General features: G+C 63.0%; 17 protein-coding genes. 11 read left to right on the top strand and 6 right to left on the bottom strand.

What is annotated here, in order from left to right:
* From OXK16_14105 to OXK16_14060, 10 genes are all read left to right on the top strand, one after another.
* Positions 1 to 350: aminotransferase class III-fold pyridoxal phosphate-dependent enzyme (locus OXK16_14105; GenBank protein ID MDE0377078.1), on the top strand; the 350-nt coding region annotated here is incomplete at its 5' end.
* Complete coding sequence (locus tag OXK16_14100) at positions 350 to 1,735, top strand: amidohydrolase (GenBank protein ID MDE0377077.1); 1,386 nt, start codon at positions 350 to 352, stop codon at positions 1,733 to 1,735. The genes OXK16_14105 and OXK16_14100, both read left to right, overlap by 1 nt.
* On the top strand, positions 1,732 to 3,306 hold the full coding sequence (locus OXK16_14095) for an NAD(P)/FAD-dependent oxidoreductase (GenBank protein MDE0377076.1): 1,575 nt from the start codon (positions 1,732 to 1,734) through the stop codon (positions 3,304 to 3,306). The genes OXK16_14100 and OXK16_14095 overlap by 4 nt, the downstream gene beginning before the upstream one ends.
* Positions 3,303 to 4,274 (top strand): methyltransferase, encoded by a 972-nt coding sequence (locus tag OXK16_14090; protein ID MDE0377075.1) that lies wholly within the window; start codon positions 3,303 to 3,305, stop codon positions 4,272 to 4,274. The genes OXK16_14095 and OXK16_14090 overlap by 4 nt, the downstream gene beginning before the upstream one ends.
* A 232-nt stretch (positions 4,275 to 4,506) precedes the next feature.
* Positions 4,507 to 5,856, top strand: coding sequence for an extracellular solute-binding protein (locus OXK16_14085; protein ID MDE0377074.1), 1,350 nt, complete (start codon positions 4,507 to 4,509; stop codon positions 5,854 to 5,856).
* Between the two features lie 57 nt (positions 5,857 to 5,913).
* The gene (locus OXK16_14080) at positions 5,914 to 6,966 is read left to right on the top strand and encodes an alcohol dehydrogenase catalytic domain-containing protein (protein MDE0377073.1); all 1,053 of its coding nucleotides are present in this window, start codon (positions 5,914 to 5,916) and stop codon (positions 6,964 to 6,966) included.
* Between the two features lie 103 nt (positions 6,967 to 7,069).
* Positions 7,070 to 8,395, top strand: a complete 1,326-nt coding sequence (locus OXK16_14075) for a M20/M25/M40 family metallo-hydrolase (GenBank protein ID MDE0377072.1) — start codon at positions 7,070 to 7,072, stop codon at positions 8,393 to 8,395.
* Positions 8,392 to 9,525 (top strand): ABC transporter ATP-binding protein, encoded by a 1,134-nt coding sequence (locus OXK16_14070; protein MDE0377071.1) that lies wholly within the window; start codon positions 8,392 to 8,394, stop codon positions 9,523 to 9,525. Before OXK16_14075 ends, OXK16_14070 begins: the two co-directional genes overlap by 4 nt.
* A gap of 128 nt (positions 9,526 to 9,653) precedes the next feature.
* Complete coding sequence (locus tag OXK16_14065) at positions 9,654 to 10,400, top strand: ABC transporter permease (GenBank protein MDE0377070.1); 747 nt, start codon at positions 9,654 to 9,656, stop codon at positions 10,398 to 10,400.
* Positions 10,397 to 11,200: an ABC transporter permease gene (locus OXK16_14060; GenBank protein MDE0377069.1), complete on the top strand. Its 804-nt coding sequence runs from the start codon at positions 10,397 to 10,399 to the stop codon at positions 11,198 to 11,200. Before OXK16_14065 ends, OXK16_14060 begins: the two co-directional genes overlap by 4 nt.
* Here OXK16_14060 and OXK16_14055 read toward each other — a convergent pair.
* A complete protein-coding gene (locus OXK16_14055) occupies positions 11,197 to 12,192 on the bottom strand; it encodes an LLM class flavin-dependent oxidoreductase (GenBank protein ID MDE0377068.1) in 996 nt (331 codons plus the stop codon). The genes OXK16_14060 and OXK16_14055 overlap by 4 nt on opposite strands.
* Positions 12,193 to 12,671: 479 nt before the next feature.
* On the opposite strand from OXK16_14055, the gene OXK16_14050 reads away from it, so the two are divergent.
* Entirely contained in the window at positions 12,672 to 13,661 is a 990-nt protein-coding gene (locus tag OXK16_14050; protein MDE0377067.1) for a mechanosensitive ion channel family protein, read from the top strand.
* A gap of 119 nt (positions 13,662 to 13,780) precedes the next feature.
* Here OXK16_14050 and OXK16_14045 read toward each other — a convergent pair whose 3' ends face one another.
* The 5 genes from OXK16_14045 to OXK16_14025 form a co-directional block, all read right to left on the bottom strand.
* Positions 13,781 to 15,133, bottom strand: coding sequence for an amidohydrolase (locus OXK16_14045; GenBank protein MDE0377066.1), 1,353 nt, complete (start codon positions 15,131 to 15,133; stop codon positions 13,781 to 13,783).
* Positions 15,130 to 15,996: a carbon-nitrogen hydrolase family protein gene (locus OXK16_14040; GenBank protein MDE0377065.1), complete on the bottom strand. Its 867-nt coding sequence runs from the start codon at positions 15,994 to 15,996 to the stop codon at positions 15,130 to 15,132. Before OXK16_14040 ends, OXK16_14045 begins: the two co-directional genes overlap by 4 nt.
* A 4-nt stretch (positions 15,997 to 16,000) precedes the next feature.
* On the bottom strand, positions 16,001 to 17,203 hold the full coding sequence (locus tag OXK16_14035) for a hypothetical protein (protein ID MDE0377064.1): 1,203 nt from the start codon (positions 17,201 to 17,203) through the stop codon (positions 16,001 to 16,003).
* A 79-nt stretch (positions 17,204 to 17,282) separates the two neighbouring features.
* Positions 17,283 to 18,140, bottom strand: coding sequence for an ABC transporter permease (locus OXK16_14030; GenBank protein MDE0377063.1), 858 nt, complete (start codon positions 18,138 to 18,140; stop codon positions 17,283 to 17,285).
* On the bottom strand, positions 18,137 to 18,865 hold the full coding sequence (locus tag OXK16_14025) for an ABC transporter ATP-binding protein (GenBank protein MDE0377062.1): 729 nt from the start codon (positions 18,863 to 18,865) through the stop codon (positions 18,137 to 18,139). Before OXK16_14025 ends, OXK16_14030 begins: the two co-directional genes overlap by 4 nt.
* Positions 18,866 to 18,889: the final 24 nt, after the last annotated feature.

Below are 18,889 nucleotides of genomic sequence, written 5' to 3'. Positions count from 1 at the left end.
CCTGCGCCGCCGCCATAGCCGCCTTCGACGTGATCCGGAACGAGGGCCTGGTGGAGCGGGCCGCGGATATGGGGGAGTACCTCCGGAGCGGCCTCCGTTCCGTCCGCCGGAACCATCCCGGGACGTTGGCAGGCATCCGCGGCATGGGCCTGTGGTGTGCGTTCGACGTCCAACCGGCCGAGCTGGCTCAGCCCCTGGTAGAGGAGATGGCCCGCCGCGGTGTAGTGGTCGGGTCGATGCTCAACTCGGCGGGAACGGTCCGGGTGGCCCCACCGCTGGTGGTCGAGCAGGAACACATCGACCGGTTCCTCGGGATCCTGGAAAGCTCCCTGAACGCCCTGGAGGGCTGATGCCGCCTTCCGTTCCTCCCGGCGAGCAGGTGATCGTCCGGGGCGCCTGGGTGCTGACCATGGGACCCGTTGGCGCCATCGAGGACGGGGCCGTCCATATCGAGGGTGGCGGGATCACCTCGGTGGGTCCCTACCGGGAGTTGAGGAGGCAGCATCCAGACGTAGCCGTGGTCGGCGACGAGCACAGCATCGTGCTTCCGGGTCTCATCAACGCTCACACCCACCTCTCCGAGGCGCTCATTCCGGGTATGGGCTCGGAGCTGAGCCTCTACGAATGGGGCGAACGCCTGGTCACTCCCGTTTCGAGGAACCTCACCGCGGAGATGGCGCGGGAGGGGACCATCCTGAAGGCCGCCGAGATGATCCGTTCCGGGATCACCTTCGTCAACGACATGTTCGTCCACTCGAATCCCGGGACCCGCGCTTCGCTGGGCGTGGTCGAGGGCCTCGTGGAAGTCGGCCTTCGTGGAGCGGTCAGCTTCGGGGCGGAGGACGCCCTGGGCGACACCTCCTCGATCCCCCCGATGGGGGTGGAGGAGGTCCTTGAGGAGCATCACGATCTGGCGACCGCTGCTCGGGAGTCCGGCCTGGTGGGATTCCGGTACGGGATCGGGACCCTGCTCGGGCAGTCCGACGAGTTGCTCGAAGCCGGAGCGGCAGCCTGCCGCGAGAACGGCTGGGGGGTTCACACCCATCTCTCCGAGGTACGGGAGGAGGTTGTCCACTCCTCCTTGCGGTGGGGGCGGCGCCCGGTATCGCAAGCCGCTCACCTGGGCTTTCTCGATGTCCCGCTCCTGGCGGCTCACGCCATCTGGGTCACCCAGGAGGACATCGAGATACTGGCCGGGGCGCAGGCGGGGATAGCCCACAACCCGGTCGCCAACATGATCCTGGGTTCGGGTGTGTGCCCGCTGGCGCGGCTCCGAGCCGCGGGCCTCGAGGTGGGGATCGGAACCGACGGGGCGGCTTCCAACGACTCCCAGAACATGCTCGAAGCCGTGAAGATGGCCGCGCTCCTCCAGAAGGTTCACGAGTTGGATCCGGCAGTGATCTCGGCCGATGAGGTCCTGGCGATGGCGACCATCGGCGGCGCCCGGGTGCTGGGCGTTGATAGCGAGGTGGGCAGCCTGGAGGCCGGGAAGCGGGCCGACCTGGTCCTGCTCCGTGGAACGGTCGAGTTGGCCGCAGTCCACGACCCCTACCAGCAGGTCGTCTACTGCGCCGGTCCGGGCTCGGTCAGCGATGTCTGGGTGGACGGGCGCCGGCTTCTGGCGGAACGATCCCTGACCACTATCGACGAGGCCGCCCAGATAGCCCGGGGGCGGTCGCTGGCCCGCGCGGTGGTCCGGGAAGCGGGGCTGAGCGGGGTTCACTCCCTCTTATGACCCGCGTGGCGGTCATCGGAGGGGGCCACAACGGCCTGGTCTGCGCATGCTTCCTTGCCAGAGCCGGCCTCGACGTTACCGTTTTCGAGGCCAACGCGACGGCGGGCGGGTGTATCTGGACCGACCAGCTTGCTTCCGGCTACCGCCTGGAGCGGGGCGCCATCGATCATGGCATGATCCTCGGCATCGCTGAAGAGCTGGGTCTGGCCCGGTTCGGCCTGGAGTACGCCTTCCGGGAGGTGTCGGTCGGGGCAGGCTTCGGGGACGGTACGCGGTTGCTGTTCCACAGGGACCTGTCAACCACCTTGGCGGGTTTCGGCGGCCTGGACTCCCGAGACGTAGAGGGCTACCGGCGGCTATCGGAGCTGGGAACCGGTCTGATGGGAATGATGGACGCCTTCGCCACCCCGCCTTCGCTGGCCCAGATCGCCGAGCTAGGACCCATAGCCGGGTTCGACCCGCTCCGGACGGTCCTGGCTTCGGCCGAGAAGGTGGTCGGCGCCCACATCGCCGATCCGCACTTGGCCGCTGCCCTCACCATGTACGGGGCGTTCAGCCAGCTTCCCCCGTGGCTGCCCGGCACGGGCCTGTTCGGCCTGCTGCTGGCCGGTTCGCACGGCCACGGGGCCGGGCGCCCCATCGGTGGCTCCGTCCAGCTGGTCAATGCCCTGGTCGGTGCCATCGAGTCGGCCGGCGGGAAGATCCTCACCGACGCTGCGGTGGCGTCGATCCATCGGTCGGGCGCCAAGTCAAGGGTCACCACTGCCTCGAGCGATACGGCCACCTTCGACATGGTGGTCTCGGCGCTCGACGTGGCGCGCACCGCCCGGCTTATGGCCGAGCCCGTGCCCGAACTCGACGAGGCGGCCCGGATGGTGACCAGCGGATCCCTCAACGTTGCCGAGTTCAAGGTGGATCTGGCGCTGTCCGCCGAGGCCGAGCCCGGTCAGTTCGGTCACCCCGAGGCGATCTGGCTGCTGCAGCAACACCCCGGTTCCATGGCCCGGTCGTTCGGCGAGATCGCCGCCGGCATCTGCCCGTCGGAACCGGCCATGCTCTGGGCCTCTCCGTCGGCTCTGGACCCGTCGGCCGCGCCCGAGGGAGGCGGCGTCGCCTGGTTGTCGACCTTCGTTCCGGCCCGCATCAGGCATGGGGAATGGACCGGGGCGGAGGTGTCGAGGCATGCGGAGCGGGTGATCGACGGCTACCAGGCCATCACGGGCGTCTCGCTACGGGAACGGATCGTCGACAAGCGGGTGGCCGGTCCCGTCGACTGGGAGAGGCGCACGGGCGCCAGGTTCGGCAATCCCAACCACATCGACATGACCATCGACCAGATGTTCTCGCTCCGGCCCGGCGCCGGCCGGGGCTACCGGACTGCCGTGCCCTGGCTCTACCTGACGGGGGCCGGCACCTTCCCGGGCGGAGGCTTGTCGGGTGTGCCGGGCAGGAACGCCGCGCTCACCGTGCTCGACGACTTGGGCCGCAAGCGTTCCCGGCAGGCTGAGCCGTCCACCATGTCGACGCTGGTCCGCGGTTGGCGAATGTACCGTTCCCTGAGGAAGCGATGATCGACAACGACTGGCAGCTCATCGACCTGATCACCGGGTACCAGCCTGCCGCGGCGATCACGACCGCCCATCGGCTGGGCGTGTTCTCGGTTCTCGGGCGCGTTCCCCGGTCGGCCGGTGACCTGGCAGCGGAGTTGGCGGTGGATGCCTCCAACCTCGGGGCCTTGCTGGAGGCGTTGGTCGGGATCGGCCTGCTGCGCAGGGAGGGCGACCGGTTCGCCGCCACGCCCTACACCGCGGAGCGCCTGGGCCCGGGCGGGGAGATGGGCCTCGTAGTGGCTAAGGAAGCAGTGTTCGCCGGGGCCTGGTCCTGCCTGGATGAGGTGGTGACGGCAGGGCGCCCGGTCATGGAACCCTGGCGATCCCATCTCGACCGGAATCCGGAGCAAGCCCGGGCGTTTCTGGACGCGCTCGATGTGTTGGCGAGGATCGGCGGACCGCCGCTCCATGAGCTCGGCGAGCTTGCTCCCGGGAAGCGGGTCCTGGACGTGGGCGGCGGTCTCGGAAGCTATGCACGCCCGCTCTCCGAGGCCGGCTGTCATGTCACCCTGGTCGACTACCCCCTCGTTGCCGGCTGGGCAAGCGAGGAGCTGGAGGGCACGGGAGTGGAGGTGGTCGGGGTGGACCTCTTCGAGCACCCTTCGTGCGGGGTCCTGCCCGGATCGATGGACGCGGCCCTGGTGTCCCATTTGATCCATGACCTCGCCGAGGACCAGGCGGTGGAACTGCTGCGCAGGGTGCGGTCGGCGATCGCACCGGGCGGCCACGTCGTGGTCAACGACTTCGCCGGTGACAGCGGTCCGGGAGCGTTCGGCGCCCTCTTCGATGTCATGATGAGGGTCGAGACCGGTGGAGCGGCCCATTCGAGGAAAGCCCTGGAGTCCATGCTGGCCGGGGCGGGGTTCGAGAGGATCAGGCGGTTGCCGTACGAAGATCCCCTCACGGTCTACATAGGCGTCAGGCCATGAGGTCCTCACCACTGAGACCCGCGCTCCTTTCCTAGCTGTTGGTTACTAGTGATATGTACCGGACACGGATCTCAGTAGCTAAGGGTCCGCTAGGCACGGTCACTCCCCACTGAATTCCGATGAGTTTCCAATTCTGACGACTAGTCGCGTTTGACTTTTCTCATAAAATGGTGTACCCTTTTGAGATTCGGCGCACGCGTTGGCGCGTGCGTTGATTTGAGGGAGGGTACTCATGGGGAAAACGGGGAGTCGACCAGCGAAGAGCAGGGCCCGGGTACTCGCCCTGGGGGTAGTGATAGCGCTTATGGCATCCGCCTGTGGCGCAGATGACAGCGACGACACGAGTGTGTCCGAGTCGCCGACGACGACCCAAGTCGATTCACCGGAGCCGACAGAGGCGTCCCCAGCGACCACAGAAAGCATGTCATTGCGTGATTCTCTTCTGGAGAGGCTTCCGGGGGAGGTTCACCCCCTGACCGAGGACATTCCGGACAATCTGTTGCAACTTCTCGTTGACGTGCGGGATCAGGGACCCGGGGAGCTTGTCTGGGTCGATGCGGGTGGTGAAGTGCACGAAGGGTGGAGCGAAGCCTTTCTCGACGATTGGGAGGCAATAACCGGTTGGAGTGTGATCGAGTCGGCCCCAGGGCTGGACCTCTCTACTGCAGCGGTGCAGGCGCAAGTCGACTCGGGCGCCACAGAGTGGGACGTGTTCGCCATCTTGGACTACGGAACGGCTGAGCGTCTTGCATTAGAAGGCTACTGGGAGCCTATTGATTACAGCCTCTTCGACGTTGCTGCCCTCCCCGACGTCGCCTTCTACTCGGATGAAGAAGGCAACCTCGTCAGGGGTGGCTCAGGAGGAGCTATTCCATCGCAGGGCTACTACGTGGGTGCCTCAGACTTCGGAATCGTCCTGCAATACAACACCGACGTGTTTGCGGAAGGCTCCCAACCCGACTCGACACTTGACTTCTTCGACGTAGAGCAGTTCCCCGGCAAACGGTGCGCGTTCAACTTCGCACAGTTCGGCGGCAACCTCGAGTTCGCCGCTATGGCCAACGGTGCTACGTGGGACGAGGTCTACGACGTACTAGCCACTGAAGAGGGGCTACAGGCAGCTTTCGACCGACTTGATGACATCTACGACGAGATCGTCTGGGCAAACAGCGGCGCTGATTCCATTCAGTTCCTGCTGGATGGCCAATGCGACCTTGGCATCACGTTCAACGGTCGACCAGCACTTCGCATCAAGCAGGAACCCGGACTGCCGGTGACGATTACTTGGGGTGGAAGCATCGTCAACGGTGGACCGTTTGCCATTCCCAAGGGCGCTCCCAACTACGATGCCGCCCTGTCCGTCTATGCGCTCTCCATGCTGCCCTCCCGGCAGTGTGCGGCACTGAACGCAATCGGCTACGGCGTCGTCATGAACGCTGATCCATTCCCGGGTTGCCTCGACGACTTTGGATCCGAGTGGGGACCGCAATACGGAGCGGCTGCCGGACTGGCCGATCCATTCTTCTTCTCCGACCGACCCGAGGTCGAAGAGGCTTGGGCGGAGTGGCAAAGCGGCCACTAGGAAGAAAGAGGTTTCATTACGCAGTTATGAATGCGTAGTGCCACGTTGAAGAAGGCAATGCGAGCGGCTCTGATGGTCGGGCAATACGAGCCGCTCGCGATATCCGAAGTTGATTTTCCACGAGTTCCCCCCGATGGCGTGGTCGTCAAGCTTGATGCTTGCGGCGTGTGCAGGACAGACTGGCACATCTGGAAAGGACACTGGGATTGGTTGGGGGTGCACCCACGGTTGCCTTTGATACTCGGGCACGAGATGGCTGGGGTTGTTGTGGAGGTGGGCGGCGAGGTCCGGAATCTTCATGTCGGCAATCGAGTTGTTGCGCCGTTCCACTACTCATGCGGGCTTTGCAATCGGTGTCAGGCGGGCTTTCAGAACCTCTGTAAGCGGCCCCAGTTTCCTGGATCTTCGCTCCAAGGCGGATTCGCAGAGTATGTACCTGTCCCACGTGCGGAAGTGAACCTTCTTGTGTTGCCGGACAGTGTCGATTCACTTGCCGCGAGCACCCTTGGCTGTCGATTCATGACAGCATTTCATGGAACGGTCGAGATTGCACAGTTACGGCCAGGAGAGCGGGTCGCTGTTTATGGATGCGGCGGGGTTGGTCTGTCAGCAGTGATGATCGCCTCTGCCTTGGGGGCCGAGGTCATTGCTGTTGACATCGACGATGTGAAGCTCGATAAGGCCCATGAGGTTGGCGCCAGCTTCAGTGTCAATAGCTCGAGCGAGGACCCAGTCTCAGCAATCAAGGAGTTCACCAACGGTGGTGTTGAAGTCACGATCGACGCTCTCGGTATAGAGGAGACGGTCCAGAACTCAATCGGCACGCTACGCGTGCGTGGGCGTCATGTTCAGATCGGACTTACCACGGCAAAGGAGCGAGGTCTGGTCGCGATGCCCGTAGACATCATCGTTGCCCAAGAGATCCGGATCGCTGGCTGTCATGGCATGCCGCGACGGCGCTATCCCGATCTACTGAGGATGGTCGACAAGGGGCTGATCCAACCGGCGTCCCTCATTGGCCAAGAAGTAAGTCTTGAGAATGTGAATTCTGTACTTGACGGGATGTCAAGCTTCGAGAACGTCGGGTTCTCAGTAATCACTACATGGTAAACGGGATTGGTAGCAATCTTGTCGTCTGACGGTCTGTTGAGAGCGGAGTACAATCCTCTGAAGAGCGACGTCTCGATGAGAAGAGCGACCAGGATGCTAGAGGATGGCTGAGGAGCCTCTCAATACGCGACCAAGCAGCTTCCAAGAGAGGACGCTGGGCCTTGTCGAAGAGTTGATCAGGCAAGACACATCGAACCCTCCTGGCAACGAGCATCGAGCGGCACGACCTCTGATGCGGTTTCTGTTGAACGAAGGGCTTGATGTCGAGTTGATCGAGTCCAGCAGCAGCCGCAGCAGCGTTGTTGCCCGCATGAGGGGCGTTTCGGCAAGTGCGGGGCCGCCGGGACTTCTGTTGTCCCATCTCGACGTGTCACCTGTGCAGCGTTCGTTCTGGTCCACTTCTCCCTTTACCCCCACCGTTCAGAGTGGTTATCTGTGGGGACGCGGAGCGATAGACCTGAAGACTCTGGTAGCAGCACATGCTGTGGGTTTGGCAGAGTTTGCGCGTCAGAACCCGTCTCCTCATGTCGACGTCATGCTGTTGGCCGCAGCTGACGAGACGCGTGGCGGCAAGGCGGGCATCCGCTGGATTGAGGAGCATCGCTCCGATATCTTGGACTGTGCCTGGGTCTTAGGAGAAGGTAGTTTCAGCTATCCAACGCTGCTGGGCAGCAAGGATCCTGTTTTCACGTACTGTCCACAAGAAAAAACTGCTCTTTGGCTTGTTGTGGAAGCTCAAGGTGCAGGTGGGCATTCCTCGGTTCCACGTGAGTCGACTGCTGTGACCAGACTCGTAGGTGCCCTTGCAGCCATCGGGTCTATTCAATCTCCACGCCACGCGGGCCACATACAGGAGGAGTTCATCGAGGTCATGATGCGTGCGTCTGAGTCCGACCGGAGCAGAGTCGAGATGGCGATTGCAGAATCTCCTGCGTTTTCGGCGATGTTCACAGACACAGTCAGCATCACGATTGTGGAAGCAGGAATGGAACCGAGTGTTGTGCCATCGTCGGCGAAGGCCACTCTCGATTGTCGACTATTGCCAGACACGGATCCGAGCCAGTTCATTGCCGATCTGGAGACCGTGATCGCCGAGTTTGGAGTCAGTGTGACTGAGACCTTTCGAGCCGTCAGCGGTGCTTCTGACCCAAGGGGGTTGGTACCCCGAGCGCTGGAACGAGCCCTTGCGGCGACTGTCCCAGGCGCGGCGATGGTTCCGGTGGTCTCTGCGGGCTATACCGACTTGCGGATCTTCCGAGCGCGAGACATTCCCGCCTACGGGTGTCACACAGCGCCTATCACCCTCGAGGATCGGGCCACTATTGCGGGTCACGATGAAAGGGTGCCGATCCGCAGCCTTGGGATCGCCGCCGAAATGATCTTCAACTTCCTCGGCGAGGTCAACGCCGATGCGGCCAAGGCCGCATGAGCGAGTCCATACCCTCGACGGAGTCGCGCTCCCTTCAGCCTTCGACGGGAGCCAGGATTGAGATAAGGGGTGTTCGGCACAGTTTTGGGGATGTGCTGGTCCTCGATGAGTTCGATCTGACTGTCGAACCGGGTGAGTTTCTCACCCTTCTGGGCCCTAGCGGATCGGGCAAGACGACTCTCCTCAGGATCGTTGGTGGACTAACGATTCCTGATGAGGGGAGCGTGATCGTCGGGGGTGTTGACATGACACTTCTACCGGCACGGGAGCGCGGAATGGGATTCGTATTCCAGAACTACGCCCTGTTTCCCCACATGACAGTCCAGGACAATGTCGCGTTTCCCCTTCAGATTCGCGGGATCTCCTCTGACCAGATCGATCGAGATGTCGAGCGAGCCCTAGATCTGGTCAACCTCCAAGGGCTGGGTTCCCGTCTTCCCAGAGAACTGAGTGGCGGCCAGCAACAGCGAGTGTCGCTGGCAAGAGCGCTGGTCTTTAACCCCACGGTTGTCTTGATGGACGAACCTCTTGGCTCCCTAGATAAGCGATTGCGCCAGTACCTACAGAACTCCATCAGACTCCTTCAGAAGGAGATTGGCTTCACGGCGGTGTACGTCACTCATGACCAGGAAGAAGCCTTCGCGATGTCAGATCGAATTGTGGTCATGCATGGAGGAACTGTACGACAATTGGGAGTCCCAGAAACCGTCTACCGCTCGCCGACGGAGCATTTCGTTGCGGACTTCGTTGGAGACATCAACGAGATGGAGGGCGTCTTGCGTGAGTCCGGTCACGGACTCGTCATCGAAATAGCTGAAGGCAACACCCTGATGGTGCCGCCATATCTGAGCCGGTCGCTGGGGGAAGGAGACCGCGTGCTTTGTGGCATTCGACCGGAGATGGTACTGATTCAAGAAGAGCCGATGGATAGCCCGCGCTTGCAGGCGACCGTAGAGTTGGTGTCGTTCCACGGAAACTCCTATCGAATCCTGTCCCGTCTCAGAGATGGTCGCCGCTTCATCGTTGAGTCAAGTTCATCACTGTCGGCACCCGCCGAAGGCTCAACTGTCTGGCTCCATTGGGACGAGGAACAGACGATTGTCCTCATCCCGCCAGACGGGCAACTATGAAGAAACGCGGGTGGCAAAGACGGACTCGGCGGCGTCCACACCGGGATTCCCTTGTTGGCCTGGCTCTATTGTTGCCGTGCCTGGTAGTCGTTCTGCTCTTTTTTGCCTATCCGCTCGTAGGTGTGTTCGTGAGAAGCGTCTCCGACCCGGCTCCAGGCATAAGCAACTACGTTGAGATATTTTCGTCACGGGCCTTTCGCAACATCCTGAGACTGACAGTTGAGGTATCGCTCCTAACAACTGTGGGTTGTCTAGTACTCGGATTTCCTGTCGCGTGGTACATCACGACCCTCGAGAAGAGAAGAGCGCAGCTGTTCCTGGTTCTGAGCACTGCTCCGCTATGGGTGGCGATTCTCGCCCGGCTCTATGCGTGGACAGTGATTCTTGGGAGAAGAGGACTAATAAACGACTCGTTGGCCGCTATCGGACTGGTTCAGGAACCACTCGAACTCCTTTTCAACACGCGGGCTATTCTCATCGGCATGATTCACGTGATGCTGCCATTCATGATCCTTGTTCTCTACTCGTCGATGAGCGGAGTAGATGAATCGCTTGTCGAGAGTGCGGACAGCCTCGGGGCGCGTCCTCGGCAGACATTCGTACGGATCTACCTACCCCTCATTAGCCCTGGGTTGATTGCCGGGTCATTGCTGGTCCTGATCATGTCTATGGGTTTCTTCATTCTTCCAGCTGTCTTGGGCGGAGGGGGAGATATCACCATTCCCATATATGTGCAGACGCAGATACGTCTCTTCAAATGGGGGATCGCCAGCGCAATGAGCATGATCCTCCTGATCGTAACCCTTGCGCTCTTCGCTTTGCTCACCAAGGTGTTCGATCCCAAGAGTGTGGTAGTTGGAGGTAGCAGGCGTTGAGGCTGGGCAAGATAGGGCAACGCGTATTGGCCGTTGTGGGCAACACTGTGGTCGCCTTCCTGATCCTGCCGATTCTGGTTGTGATTCCGTTGTCCTTCACACCGGGGACAGTCTTCGACTTTCCGCCGGACGGGCTTTCCCTTAGGTGGTACCAAGACTTCTTCGGCGACGTGCGCTGGACTAGTGCTGCTTGGTTGAGTATCAGACTTGGTGTGGCAGTCGCCATTACCTCGACGGCGCTTGGCTTGCTCGCAGCCATTGCCCTCACCCGATATATCAAGAAGGGGGCATTCCTGGTGCGCGGTCTTCTCGTCGCGCCGCTCATCGTTCCACCGATAGTCACAGCTGTCGCGGTCTTCGATATATACGTGAGGGTGGGGCTTCTCCGCACGTTCCCAGGGCTGGTCGTTGCTCACACGATCCTGGCCCTACCGTTTGCCGTGCTTCTCATCGAGAGTGCGCTCAGAGCCGTCGACTTCGGTCCGTTCGAGGCAGCACTCAGCCTCGGCGCGACGAACCGGCGGGCCTGGCGGATGGTCGTACTTCCAGGGATCACTCCCGCTCTCGTGGCTTCTGCCGTCTTCTCATTCCTCATTTCGTGGGATGAAGTGGTGCTCGTGGTCTTCATCGGCGGAGCGAGATCACAGACACTGCCTCTGCGCATGTTCGAGTTCATTGAGACACAAATCCGACCCACATTGGCAGCCGTGTCAAGCCTCATCGTCTATGTGATCGCGGCGGTGTTGACTATCGCCTATCTTCGGTACCGGCGATCGATATCATCCCCTGACCGCACCTAACCGCCGGATCCGTTATCATCAAGCAGCGGTATCAGTCGGCGTGAGGTCAACTCGAGATGTTCCATGGCGTCTTCGTGGGGCACACCAGGAAGACGATGCCAGAAGGCCAAATCATGCCAGGGAGCCTTCTCGTGGGTCGCACGTAGTCTCAGGGCAAGATCCTCCGGTGTACCCACCAGTACGCCCTGCCTGAGCGCCTTTGAAGTCATGCCCTCAAGGGCATCTTCATGTCCTGACCACTCAAGATACTTCTGCTGCCGGTAGGCCAGGGCCGGCTGAATCGTTGTGTCCCACGCGCGCTCAGGGTCGTCGCTCGCCCAAAGGACGACGCCTACTCCGAAAAAGAAACTACTGAGGTCCCTTCCGGAGTGTTGTAGGGCGGGGATCAACTTCTCGGCGTAGAATGCTGGGAGGTTCCGCTCTGGAGCTATGTAGTCGTATGGAAGGCAGCCGTCCGCCATCCGCACGGCCCGGTGCACAGCAGGCGAGGAGAGGCCTCCGTAGTAGATGGGCAGGTTGTCCTGAGCGGGGCGAGGACTAATCGGGACCGGCTGTCCATCCTTACCGTCATACAGTACTCCGGTAGTGAGTGCTGTCCGGAGGGCCCGAAGGGCACTCTCCGCCCTTCGGCCTCTCGTAGATGGAGAAACACCGAAGACGTCGAACTGGGCAGTCCGACCGCCTGCTCCAACACCGAGTTCCAGCCGACCTGAAGACAAGAGATCAACGACAGCAGCCTGTTCGGCAATCATCCGCGGATTGTGTAGAGCCAATGGGATGGCATACGTCATCAGCCTTATGGTGTTGGTCACCGCAGCGACTGCTGCCAGGACGGTCAGAGGAGCGGCTGCCATCCCATCGTCGTGCCCGTGAGACTCGGGTATGCGAACCGTTCGAAACCCAAGTGAGTCCGCGAACCTGATCTCCTCCAGACACTGGTCATAGTGCGTCACCCAGTCTTCACATCCAGGACCCGGACGCAGGTCCGTCATGATGCTGAGTGTGAAGGCAGTCTCGGGTGCCGACAACATGTTCAGATTTCGCCTCCTGTTGAGACTCTACCTATGAAGGGGGGGGGGGGGAAGTCGGAGTCCACCAGAAGTGAGGCGGACCCTCCATGATCGGGTGTTGAGAACCACATCCGAGACAAGAGGACCCCTGGGGAATCTGGTCCTACGCGCGTGAGCGAGTTGTTGGTAGGCCTAGGCGAGGTGGAGCTGTTGGGGATCGACGGCACAACCATCAACGACTCGTCTACCACCGACCTGGACGTTGCCGACCGGATGATCTACATGGACGCGGGAGTTGGTGGAGCAGGGTTCGCCCGAGGACCTGATCCGCAGGTCACGGAACAAGAGCCTGAAGAGGATCCTCGGCGCCATGTCCGCCCCGTGGCACCGTAAACCACTAGGATGCCTGCCCGAGTAGCGATGTCGGCTGTTACATCCCTGGATCAAGGTGGCGGTGCCGCATGATTCCCATAGCCCAGCAAGCCGGTAGTTCATCGGCCGCGTGCGCCGACAGTACGAGCTTCGTTTGCGACACTGTTTACGAGTGGACCGGCAACGAGGCCGTGGCCGGGATAGCGGCTTGGCTCTTTGGACGCGGGTTGGTCCTGGCCCTGATCCTGGTGGGTGGGTGGTTGGTCTCCAGGGCCGTCAAGAGGGCGATCGAGCACTTCACCGAACGGATAGGAAGGCCGGATCTGCGGGATGTGGGTCGGGACCCGGCTGCCAACGAGGAAGCGGAGACGGTCCGGGCAAAGGCCCGGGCCGAGACGCTGGCGGTGGTTCTTCGCAGCGTGGCCCAGACCACCATATGGGCGCTGACGGCGCTGCTGGCTCTCGGCCAACTCAATATCAACCTCGGGCCCCTGCTCGCCGGCGCCGGCGTGGTCGGTATAGCGATAGGTTTCGGTGCTCAGTCGGTGGTCAGAGACTTCTTGGCTGGGATCTTCCTGATGGTCGAGGACATCTATAGCGTGGGAGATGACATAGATTTCGGGCGGGGCCGGGGAACCGTGGAGAAGATAAGTTTGCGGTCCACCTCGATCCGTACCCGTCAGGGCACCGTCTGGAATGTTCCCAACGGCAAGCTCGACTTCGTGGCCAACTACTCGCAGCTGTGGGCCCGGGCGCAGATCGATGTGGAGGTCCCGTACGACTGCGACCTCCGCGAGGCCATGGAGGTGATCCGCCGAGCGGGTCAGGACATGTGGGAAGACCCGGAATGGGGTGAGGACGAACTCTCGGAGCCTCCCGAGGTCAAGGGCGTCCAGAACCTCGCCGAGTCCGGCATCTTCATCCGGGTGAGGGCGAAGACCCGGCCCTCCGTGCAGTGGAGGACCGAGCGGGAGCTGCGCCTGCGCATCAAGGAAGCCCTCGATGCCGCAGGCATAGAGATGCCCTTCCCCCACCGCACCGTGATCATCCGCGGTGATGACCACCACGGAGGATCCTGACCGCCCTCCCTCCTGAGGGTGCTGAGAGCCTTCCGCCGGATGGGCGGAGTTGACGGACGGGCTGCCATCACTTGCCTATGGAGTTCGCCCCATGCTTGGGGCTAGGTGGTGTTTCGATCTCAGGAAGGGGCCAGCAGGGAATGCTGTCCGAGCTGCGCGAGGCGGGCCAGCTTCTCAGCCAGGGGTCGCGACCGGTTTACGACGTCCACAGGATCGACGTTGGTGACCTTCCCGTTCGCTATCGACCTCGATCCTGCCACCCACACGTCGGAGACCTCTCGTGGACCGGCGCAGTAGACGACCTTCTGGAACGGGTCGTGGATATTGGCCAAGGCCGGGGAGGAGCCGTCGAATACCACCAGGTCGGCCTGCTTGCCGGGTTCTATGGAACCGAGTTCGCCATCGAGGCGCAGGGCTCGGGCGCCCTCGATCGTGGCCATCGCCATCGCATCACGAGCGGACAGAGCGGTCGCCTGGAGCCGGTCGACCCGCTGGAGGAGCACTGCCATCTTGATCGCTTCGAGCATGTTCTGGCTGTCGTTGCTGGCGGGCCCGTCCACCCCGATCCCGACTGCCACACCAAGGCGGCGTAGGGCGGGAACCGGGCACACACCGGATGCGAGGATCATGTTCGAGACCGGGTTGTGAGCCACCCCCACCCCGTGCTCCGCCAGCAGGTCTCGATCGCTCTCGTCCAGCCACACGCAGTGGGCGGCGATGGTGGGACCGTCGAACAGGCCCAGACGAGCGCACTGCTCGATGGGTGAGCGCCCCGTGGCGGCCCTCACCGCCGTCACCTCCTCGCGGACCTCGTGGAGGTGTATGTGGCTTCCGTGGGCTGCGGAGAGCCTCACAGAATGCTCGAAGAGTTCCTCCGATTGCGCGCCCATGAGGGCGATCCCGACTCGGAAACGGGACAGGCGGCTCGCTTCGCATGCCTCCCGTAGGGCGGCATGCTCTTCGAGAATCGCCGACACGGCAGCGCCCCTCCTGTCGGCGGCGCCGAAGGTGACCACGCCGCGCATCCCCAACTCGTCCAGCGCCCGGACGATCCCCGGGGTGACAGGTTGATCGGCCGGGTCGCAGACGTACATGTCACTCGCCACGGTGATTCCGGTCCGTAGCATCTGGATGCCGGCCAGGAGCGTGCCCACGTAGGCCATCTGGTGGTCGTGATGGGGCGCAGTGGGATTGATCACCGCCTCGATCCACTCCCAGAGGGTGAAGTCCTCGGCGATGCCTGTGAAGAGGCCTTCCGAGAAGTGTCCGTGGGTGTTGACGAACCCGGGTGTGATGATGGAGTGGCGGTCTCCCTGAACCTCATCGTCCGGATGACGGGCGCTTAGGTCGGTCCATGTCCCGACCTCGTCGATCAGGTCGCCGACGATACGAACCGCTCCGTCCTCGATCATCTCCGGTATCGAAGAGGTGAGGACGTAGCCGCCCCTGACCAGGATTCCTCGGTCCGTCACTGCGACGGGGGAGGGGTATGGAAGTCGTACAGGTCGGGACCCGGCTTCACCAACTCCTCGTAGAGTTCCGGACGGCGGGCCCTGAGCAGGCCGGGAATGGATGAGAAGCCCTTGGGCTCCACCATCGAGTCGTCGTGCGACCTGAGCCACTCCACCCGTTCCAGGTCGAGGTTGGCCAGGAGCAGTTCCTCCGTTCCCGAGCTCACCGCCACGTATTCCGGGCCGGCGATCATCGCCGCGCCCACCTCGTCGCGCCAGATGTTGTTGGTCATGGCCACGTAGCAGAGATTCTCCATGGCCCTGGCACGGACGATGGTCTGCCAGTTGTCCGTGAGAGAGGTGAATCCGCCGCCGGCCGGGGACAGGATCAGTTGGGCGCCTCGCAGGGCCAGCACGCGGGTGGGCTCGGGTATCCACAGTTCCGAGCACACGACGATCCCCATCCGGACCCCGTCAATCTCGAGAAGGGCCAGATCGGGCCCTGGCGCCACCCAGACCCTCGTCTCGTCGGGCGGGAGGGTGGCGGGATGGGCCCGTTCGTAACGGAGCAACTGCCGGCCGCCGCGGTCCACTACGTAGACCACGAGGCGGTACTTCCCGTCAGCGCATGATTCCATGCGGCTCCAGCACACGGAGATGCGGTGGTCCGCCGCTGCGGTCTCCATGGCCTCCGTTGCCTCGTAAGTGTCCCGGGGCTTGCCGAGCACCGGGCCCGGGTATCCCTCGGGGAACAGGATCAGGTCGGCCCCCAGATCGGCTGCCCGGGCGGCCAGCTCCACCGCCCGGGCAACGTTCACTTCTGCGTCGGGATCCACCACCGTGCGCGGCTGCGCAACGGCGAGCCGGAGGGATCCCGCCGCCATGTCCTTACAGCCCGATCGAGAAGTCGATGAACTCGTTGGTGACGAGGTCTTCCGGAGCGAGCCCGCTGACATCCGCCTCGGTGACCTGGTCGATGATCGCCAGGAGCCCGACGACCCGGTCCATGTCGAAGTCGCCGAGGGTGTCGTTGTCACCATTGCCCATGATGCCGAGTTCCAGCATCGTGGACACCGCGAAGTCGGCCACGCCCTCGGTGTAGATCCATCCGGTGTCGTAGACGTCCACCAATTCCAGGATCAACTGGTTGGTCGGATCCGGGTTGTTCAGGAAGTCCACGTGGGCCTGCTGGATGATGGGCACCACTTCCCGGAGGCAATCGGCCCGGTCGGTGGCATCTGCGGCCCGCACTCCGAGCGCCTGGAAGTACTCCTCGAAGCCGGTGTCATGGATCAACTGGGTCCTTACCGGCTTGCCCCACTCGGGCACCTCCACCTCGTAGATGTAGGGCTCGGCGGTGGCGAACCCGGCCTCGGCGACCTCGCCGCCGGCGCCGATGAACGCAGCCGGCTTGGGCGCGTCGGTCAGGTCCATCTGGGACTCGTCCATGATGCCCTCGGCGACCCACCAGTCCTGGAACACATCCGGGCGTCCGAGCAGGATGATCGCTCCCTCGTCCTTGAGGTCGGCGATCTCGTTGACGTTCGGGTAGGTCTCCGGGTCCCAGTAGATCGCGAAGGCGCTCTTCTCGAACGTTGCCATCACGCTCACGACCGGAACATCCGCATAGGTCGACATGGCTTCGGTAGCCCGGACGAAGCCCATGAAGATGTCCTGGTCCTGGTACAGCAGCGACTGCACCGGCTGGAAGCCGACCGCGAAGCCACCGATACGCACCTCGATGTCGATGCCGGTGTCCTCGCCGCCCGCGACCAGCGGACCACGGACGCTCTTGGCGTCGTTGTTGATCTCGTAACCGGGACCGACCAACTGGTAGATGCCGCCGTGCTCCGACTCGGGTTCCCAGTCGAGCTGGATCACGAGCGGGTCGGGGCAGACATCCGCCAGCGTCATCGCCGCAGCCTCTGTCGTAGCAGGCGCTGCGGTGGTGGCCGGCGCTGCGGTGGTAGCCGGCGCCGCCGTGGTGGCGGGGGCTTCCTCTTCGCCGCCGCACGCCGCTGCCACCAGCGACAGAGCGGCGATCAGGGCCAGCGTGGTAGCTGCCCTTCCTCCTATCCGATGTCTTCTCATGTCGGCCTCCTTTCCGATCTTCCGTTGCTACCTGTTCCATGGCTCCTGACCGCGCCCGACTCCGGTCGGATTCGCACGTCTAAGTGTCCTTGTTCCGCTCGTCAGCCCACGACGGATCCCAATGGCCGACGGCCCGGCGGCCGATCACGCCGAATATCCAGAAAGCCACCACGCCGAGCAGGCAGGCGGCGATGACCGCGGCCAGCAGTTCCTCGCTTCTGAGACGGCGGCTGTATCGGTCGAGCAGGATGCCCAGGCCGGGCTGGCCCCGACCGAAGAAGAAGTCGCCCACGATCGCTCCGATCACCGACAGGCCGGCCGAGGTGCGGAGGCCGGTGAAGATGAGCGGGCGGGCGGCGGGGACCTGGAGCTTCAGAGCCCGGGTCCACCGGCCGGCGTTGTGGAGCGTGAGCAGGTCGTGCAGTCTGGGGTCGGCACCCTGCAAGCCGGTCAGGGAGTTGATGACGATCGGGAAGAGAGCGATGATCACGCAAACCGTTACCCGAGACATCAACCCGAAGCCGAACCAGAAGCCGAGGAGCGGGACCAAGGCCAGGATCGGCACCGTCTGGCATACGACGGCCCAGGGGTACAGTGAGCGCTCGATCCATTTGGCCTGGCTCATCACCAAGGCCATCGAGAACCCCAACGCGAAGCCGATTAACAGCCCGAGGCCGGCGACCATGGCGGTCCGGTACAGGCCGCCCATGATCTCCGCTAACACCTCTCCGTCGAGAATCCCCTCCTCGATCACGCCGTGGGGCGGCGGGAGGAGAAAGCGCCGGTCGGGCTCGAGCACGAAGAAGGTGATTCCGTACCAGAGGAGGATTATGGCCAGGGCGACCAGAGCGGGTGGAATGGCAACGCCGAGCAGCTCCCGGATGCGGGCGGGGCCGGCGCGGGAGGCGTTGGTGGTCTCGCCGGTCCGGTTGCTCATGATGCCTCTGCCAGTGCGGCGGCGACCTGGCCGGCCAGCACCGCGAACTCCGGCTCGTAGCGGATTTCGGGCTGGCGAGGGAACTCGTAAGGGATTGCGAACTCGGCCACGAGCCTTCCCGGCCGCTTGCTCATCACGAGCAGGCGAGATGCCAGGAATACGGCCTCGTCAACCGAATGCGTGACGAACAGGGCCGCGAAGCGTCGCTCGGAGAACAGGGCACACAGCTCTGCGTTGAGCCGCGCCCGGCTGATCTGGTCCAGCGCACCGAGCGGCTCGTCGAACAGGAACAGGTCGGGATCGAGCAGCAACGACCTGGCGATACTGGTGCGCATCTTCATCCCGCCCGACAGGGCCAGGGGATAGTGGTCGCGGAACTCCTCGAGCCCGACTAGCGAGAGCACCTCGTCGGCGCGCCGCCTGGCCTCCTGGCGGCCCAACCCGTCCAGTTCGCCGAGGAAGGTCACGTTCTGTTCCACCGTACGCCACGGCATCAGCGTGGGCTCCTGGAAGATGTAGCCGACGTTGTCCGAAGACCGGCTCACTGTGCCTTTCGTGGGCTCGATTAGTCCCGATCCGAGCCTCAGAACGGTTGACTTCCCGCACCCGGACGGTCCCACTAGGGATACGAACTCGCCCTTGCGGATGGTGAGGCCGATGGGATCCAGGGCATCGATTGACCCGAAGGACTTGGTCACTTCGGTGAAGGCGATTACCGGATCCAAGGCCGAACGGGTCCTTCCTGCGAC

It is taken from the genome of bacterium, from assembly GCA_028821235.1.
Taxonomy (GTDB): Bacteria; Actinomycetota; Acidimicrobiia; order Spongiisociales; family Spongiisociaceae; genus Spongiisocius.
This window is presented reverse-complemented; position numbering and strand designations above follow the sequence as displayed.

Coding starts and splice junctions, on each gene's coding strand:
- OXK16_14100 (MDE0377077.1), top strand. CDS start 350: ATGCCGCCTTCCGTTCCTCCCGGCGAGCAGGTGATCGTCCGGGGCGCC.
- OXK16_14095 (MDE0377076.1), top strand. CDS start 1,732: ATGACCCGCGTGGCGGTCATCGGAGGGGGCCACAACGGCCTGGTCTGC.
- OXK16_14090 (MDE0377075.1), top strand. CDS start 3,303: ATGATCGACAACGACTGGCAGCTCATCGACCTGATCACCGGGTACCAG.
- OXK16_14085 (MDE0377074.1), top strand. CDS start 4,507: ATGGGGAAAACGGGGAGTCGACCAGCGAAGAGCAGGGCCCGGGTACTC.
- OXK16_14080 (MDE0377073.1), top strand. CDS start 5,914: ATGCGAGCGGCTCTGATGGTCGGGCAATACGAGCCGCTCGCGATATCC.
- OXK16_14075 (MDE0377072.1), top strand. CDS start 7,070: ATGGCTGAGGAGCCTCTCAATACGCGACCAAGCAGCTTCCAAGAGAGG.
- OXK16_14070 (MDE0377071.1), top strand. CDS start 8,392: ATGAGCGAGTCCATACCCTCGACGGAGTCGCGCTCCCTTCAGCCTTCG.
- OXK16_14055 (MDE0377068.1), bottom strand. CDS start 12,192: ATGACGGACCTGCGTCCGGGTCCTGGATGTGAAGACTGGGTGACGCAC.
- OXK16_14050 (MDE0377067.1), top strand. CDS start 12,672: ATGATTCCCATAGCCCAGCAAGCCGGTAGTTCATCGGCCGCGTGCGCC.
- OXK16_14040 (MDE0377065.1), bottom strand. CDS start 15,996: ATGGCGGCGGGATCCCTCCGGCTCGCCGTTGCGCAGCCGCGCACGGTG.
- OXK16_14035 (MDE0377064.1), bottom strand. CDS start 17,203: ATGAGAAGACATCGGATAGGAGGAAGGGCAGCTACCACGCTGGCCCTG.
- OXK16_14030 (MDE0377063.1), bottom strand. CDS start 18,140: ATGAGCAACCGGACCGGCGAGACCACCAACGCCTCCCGCGCCGGCCCC.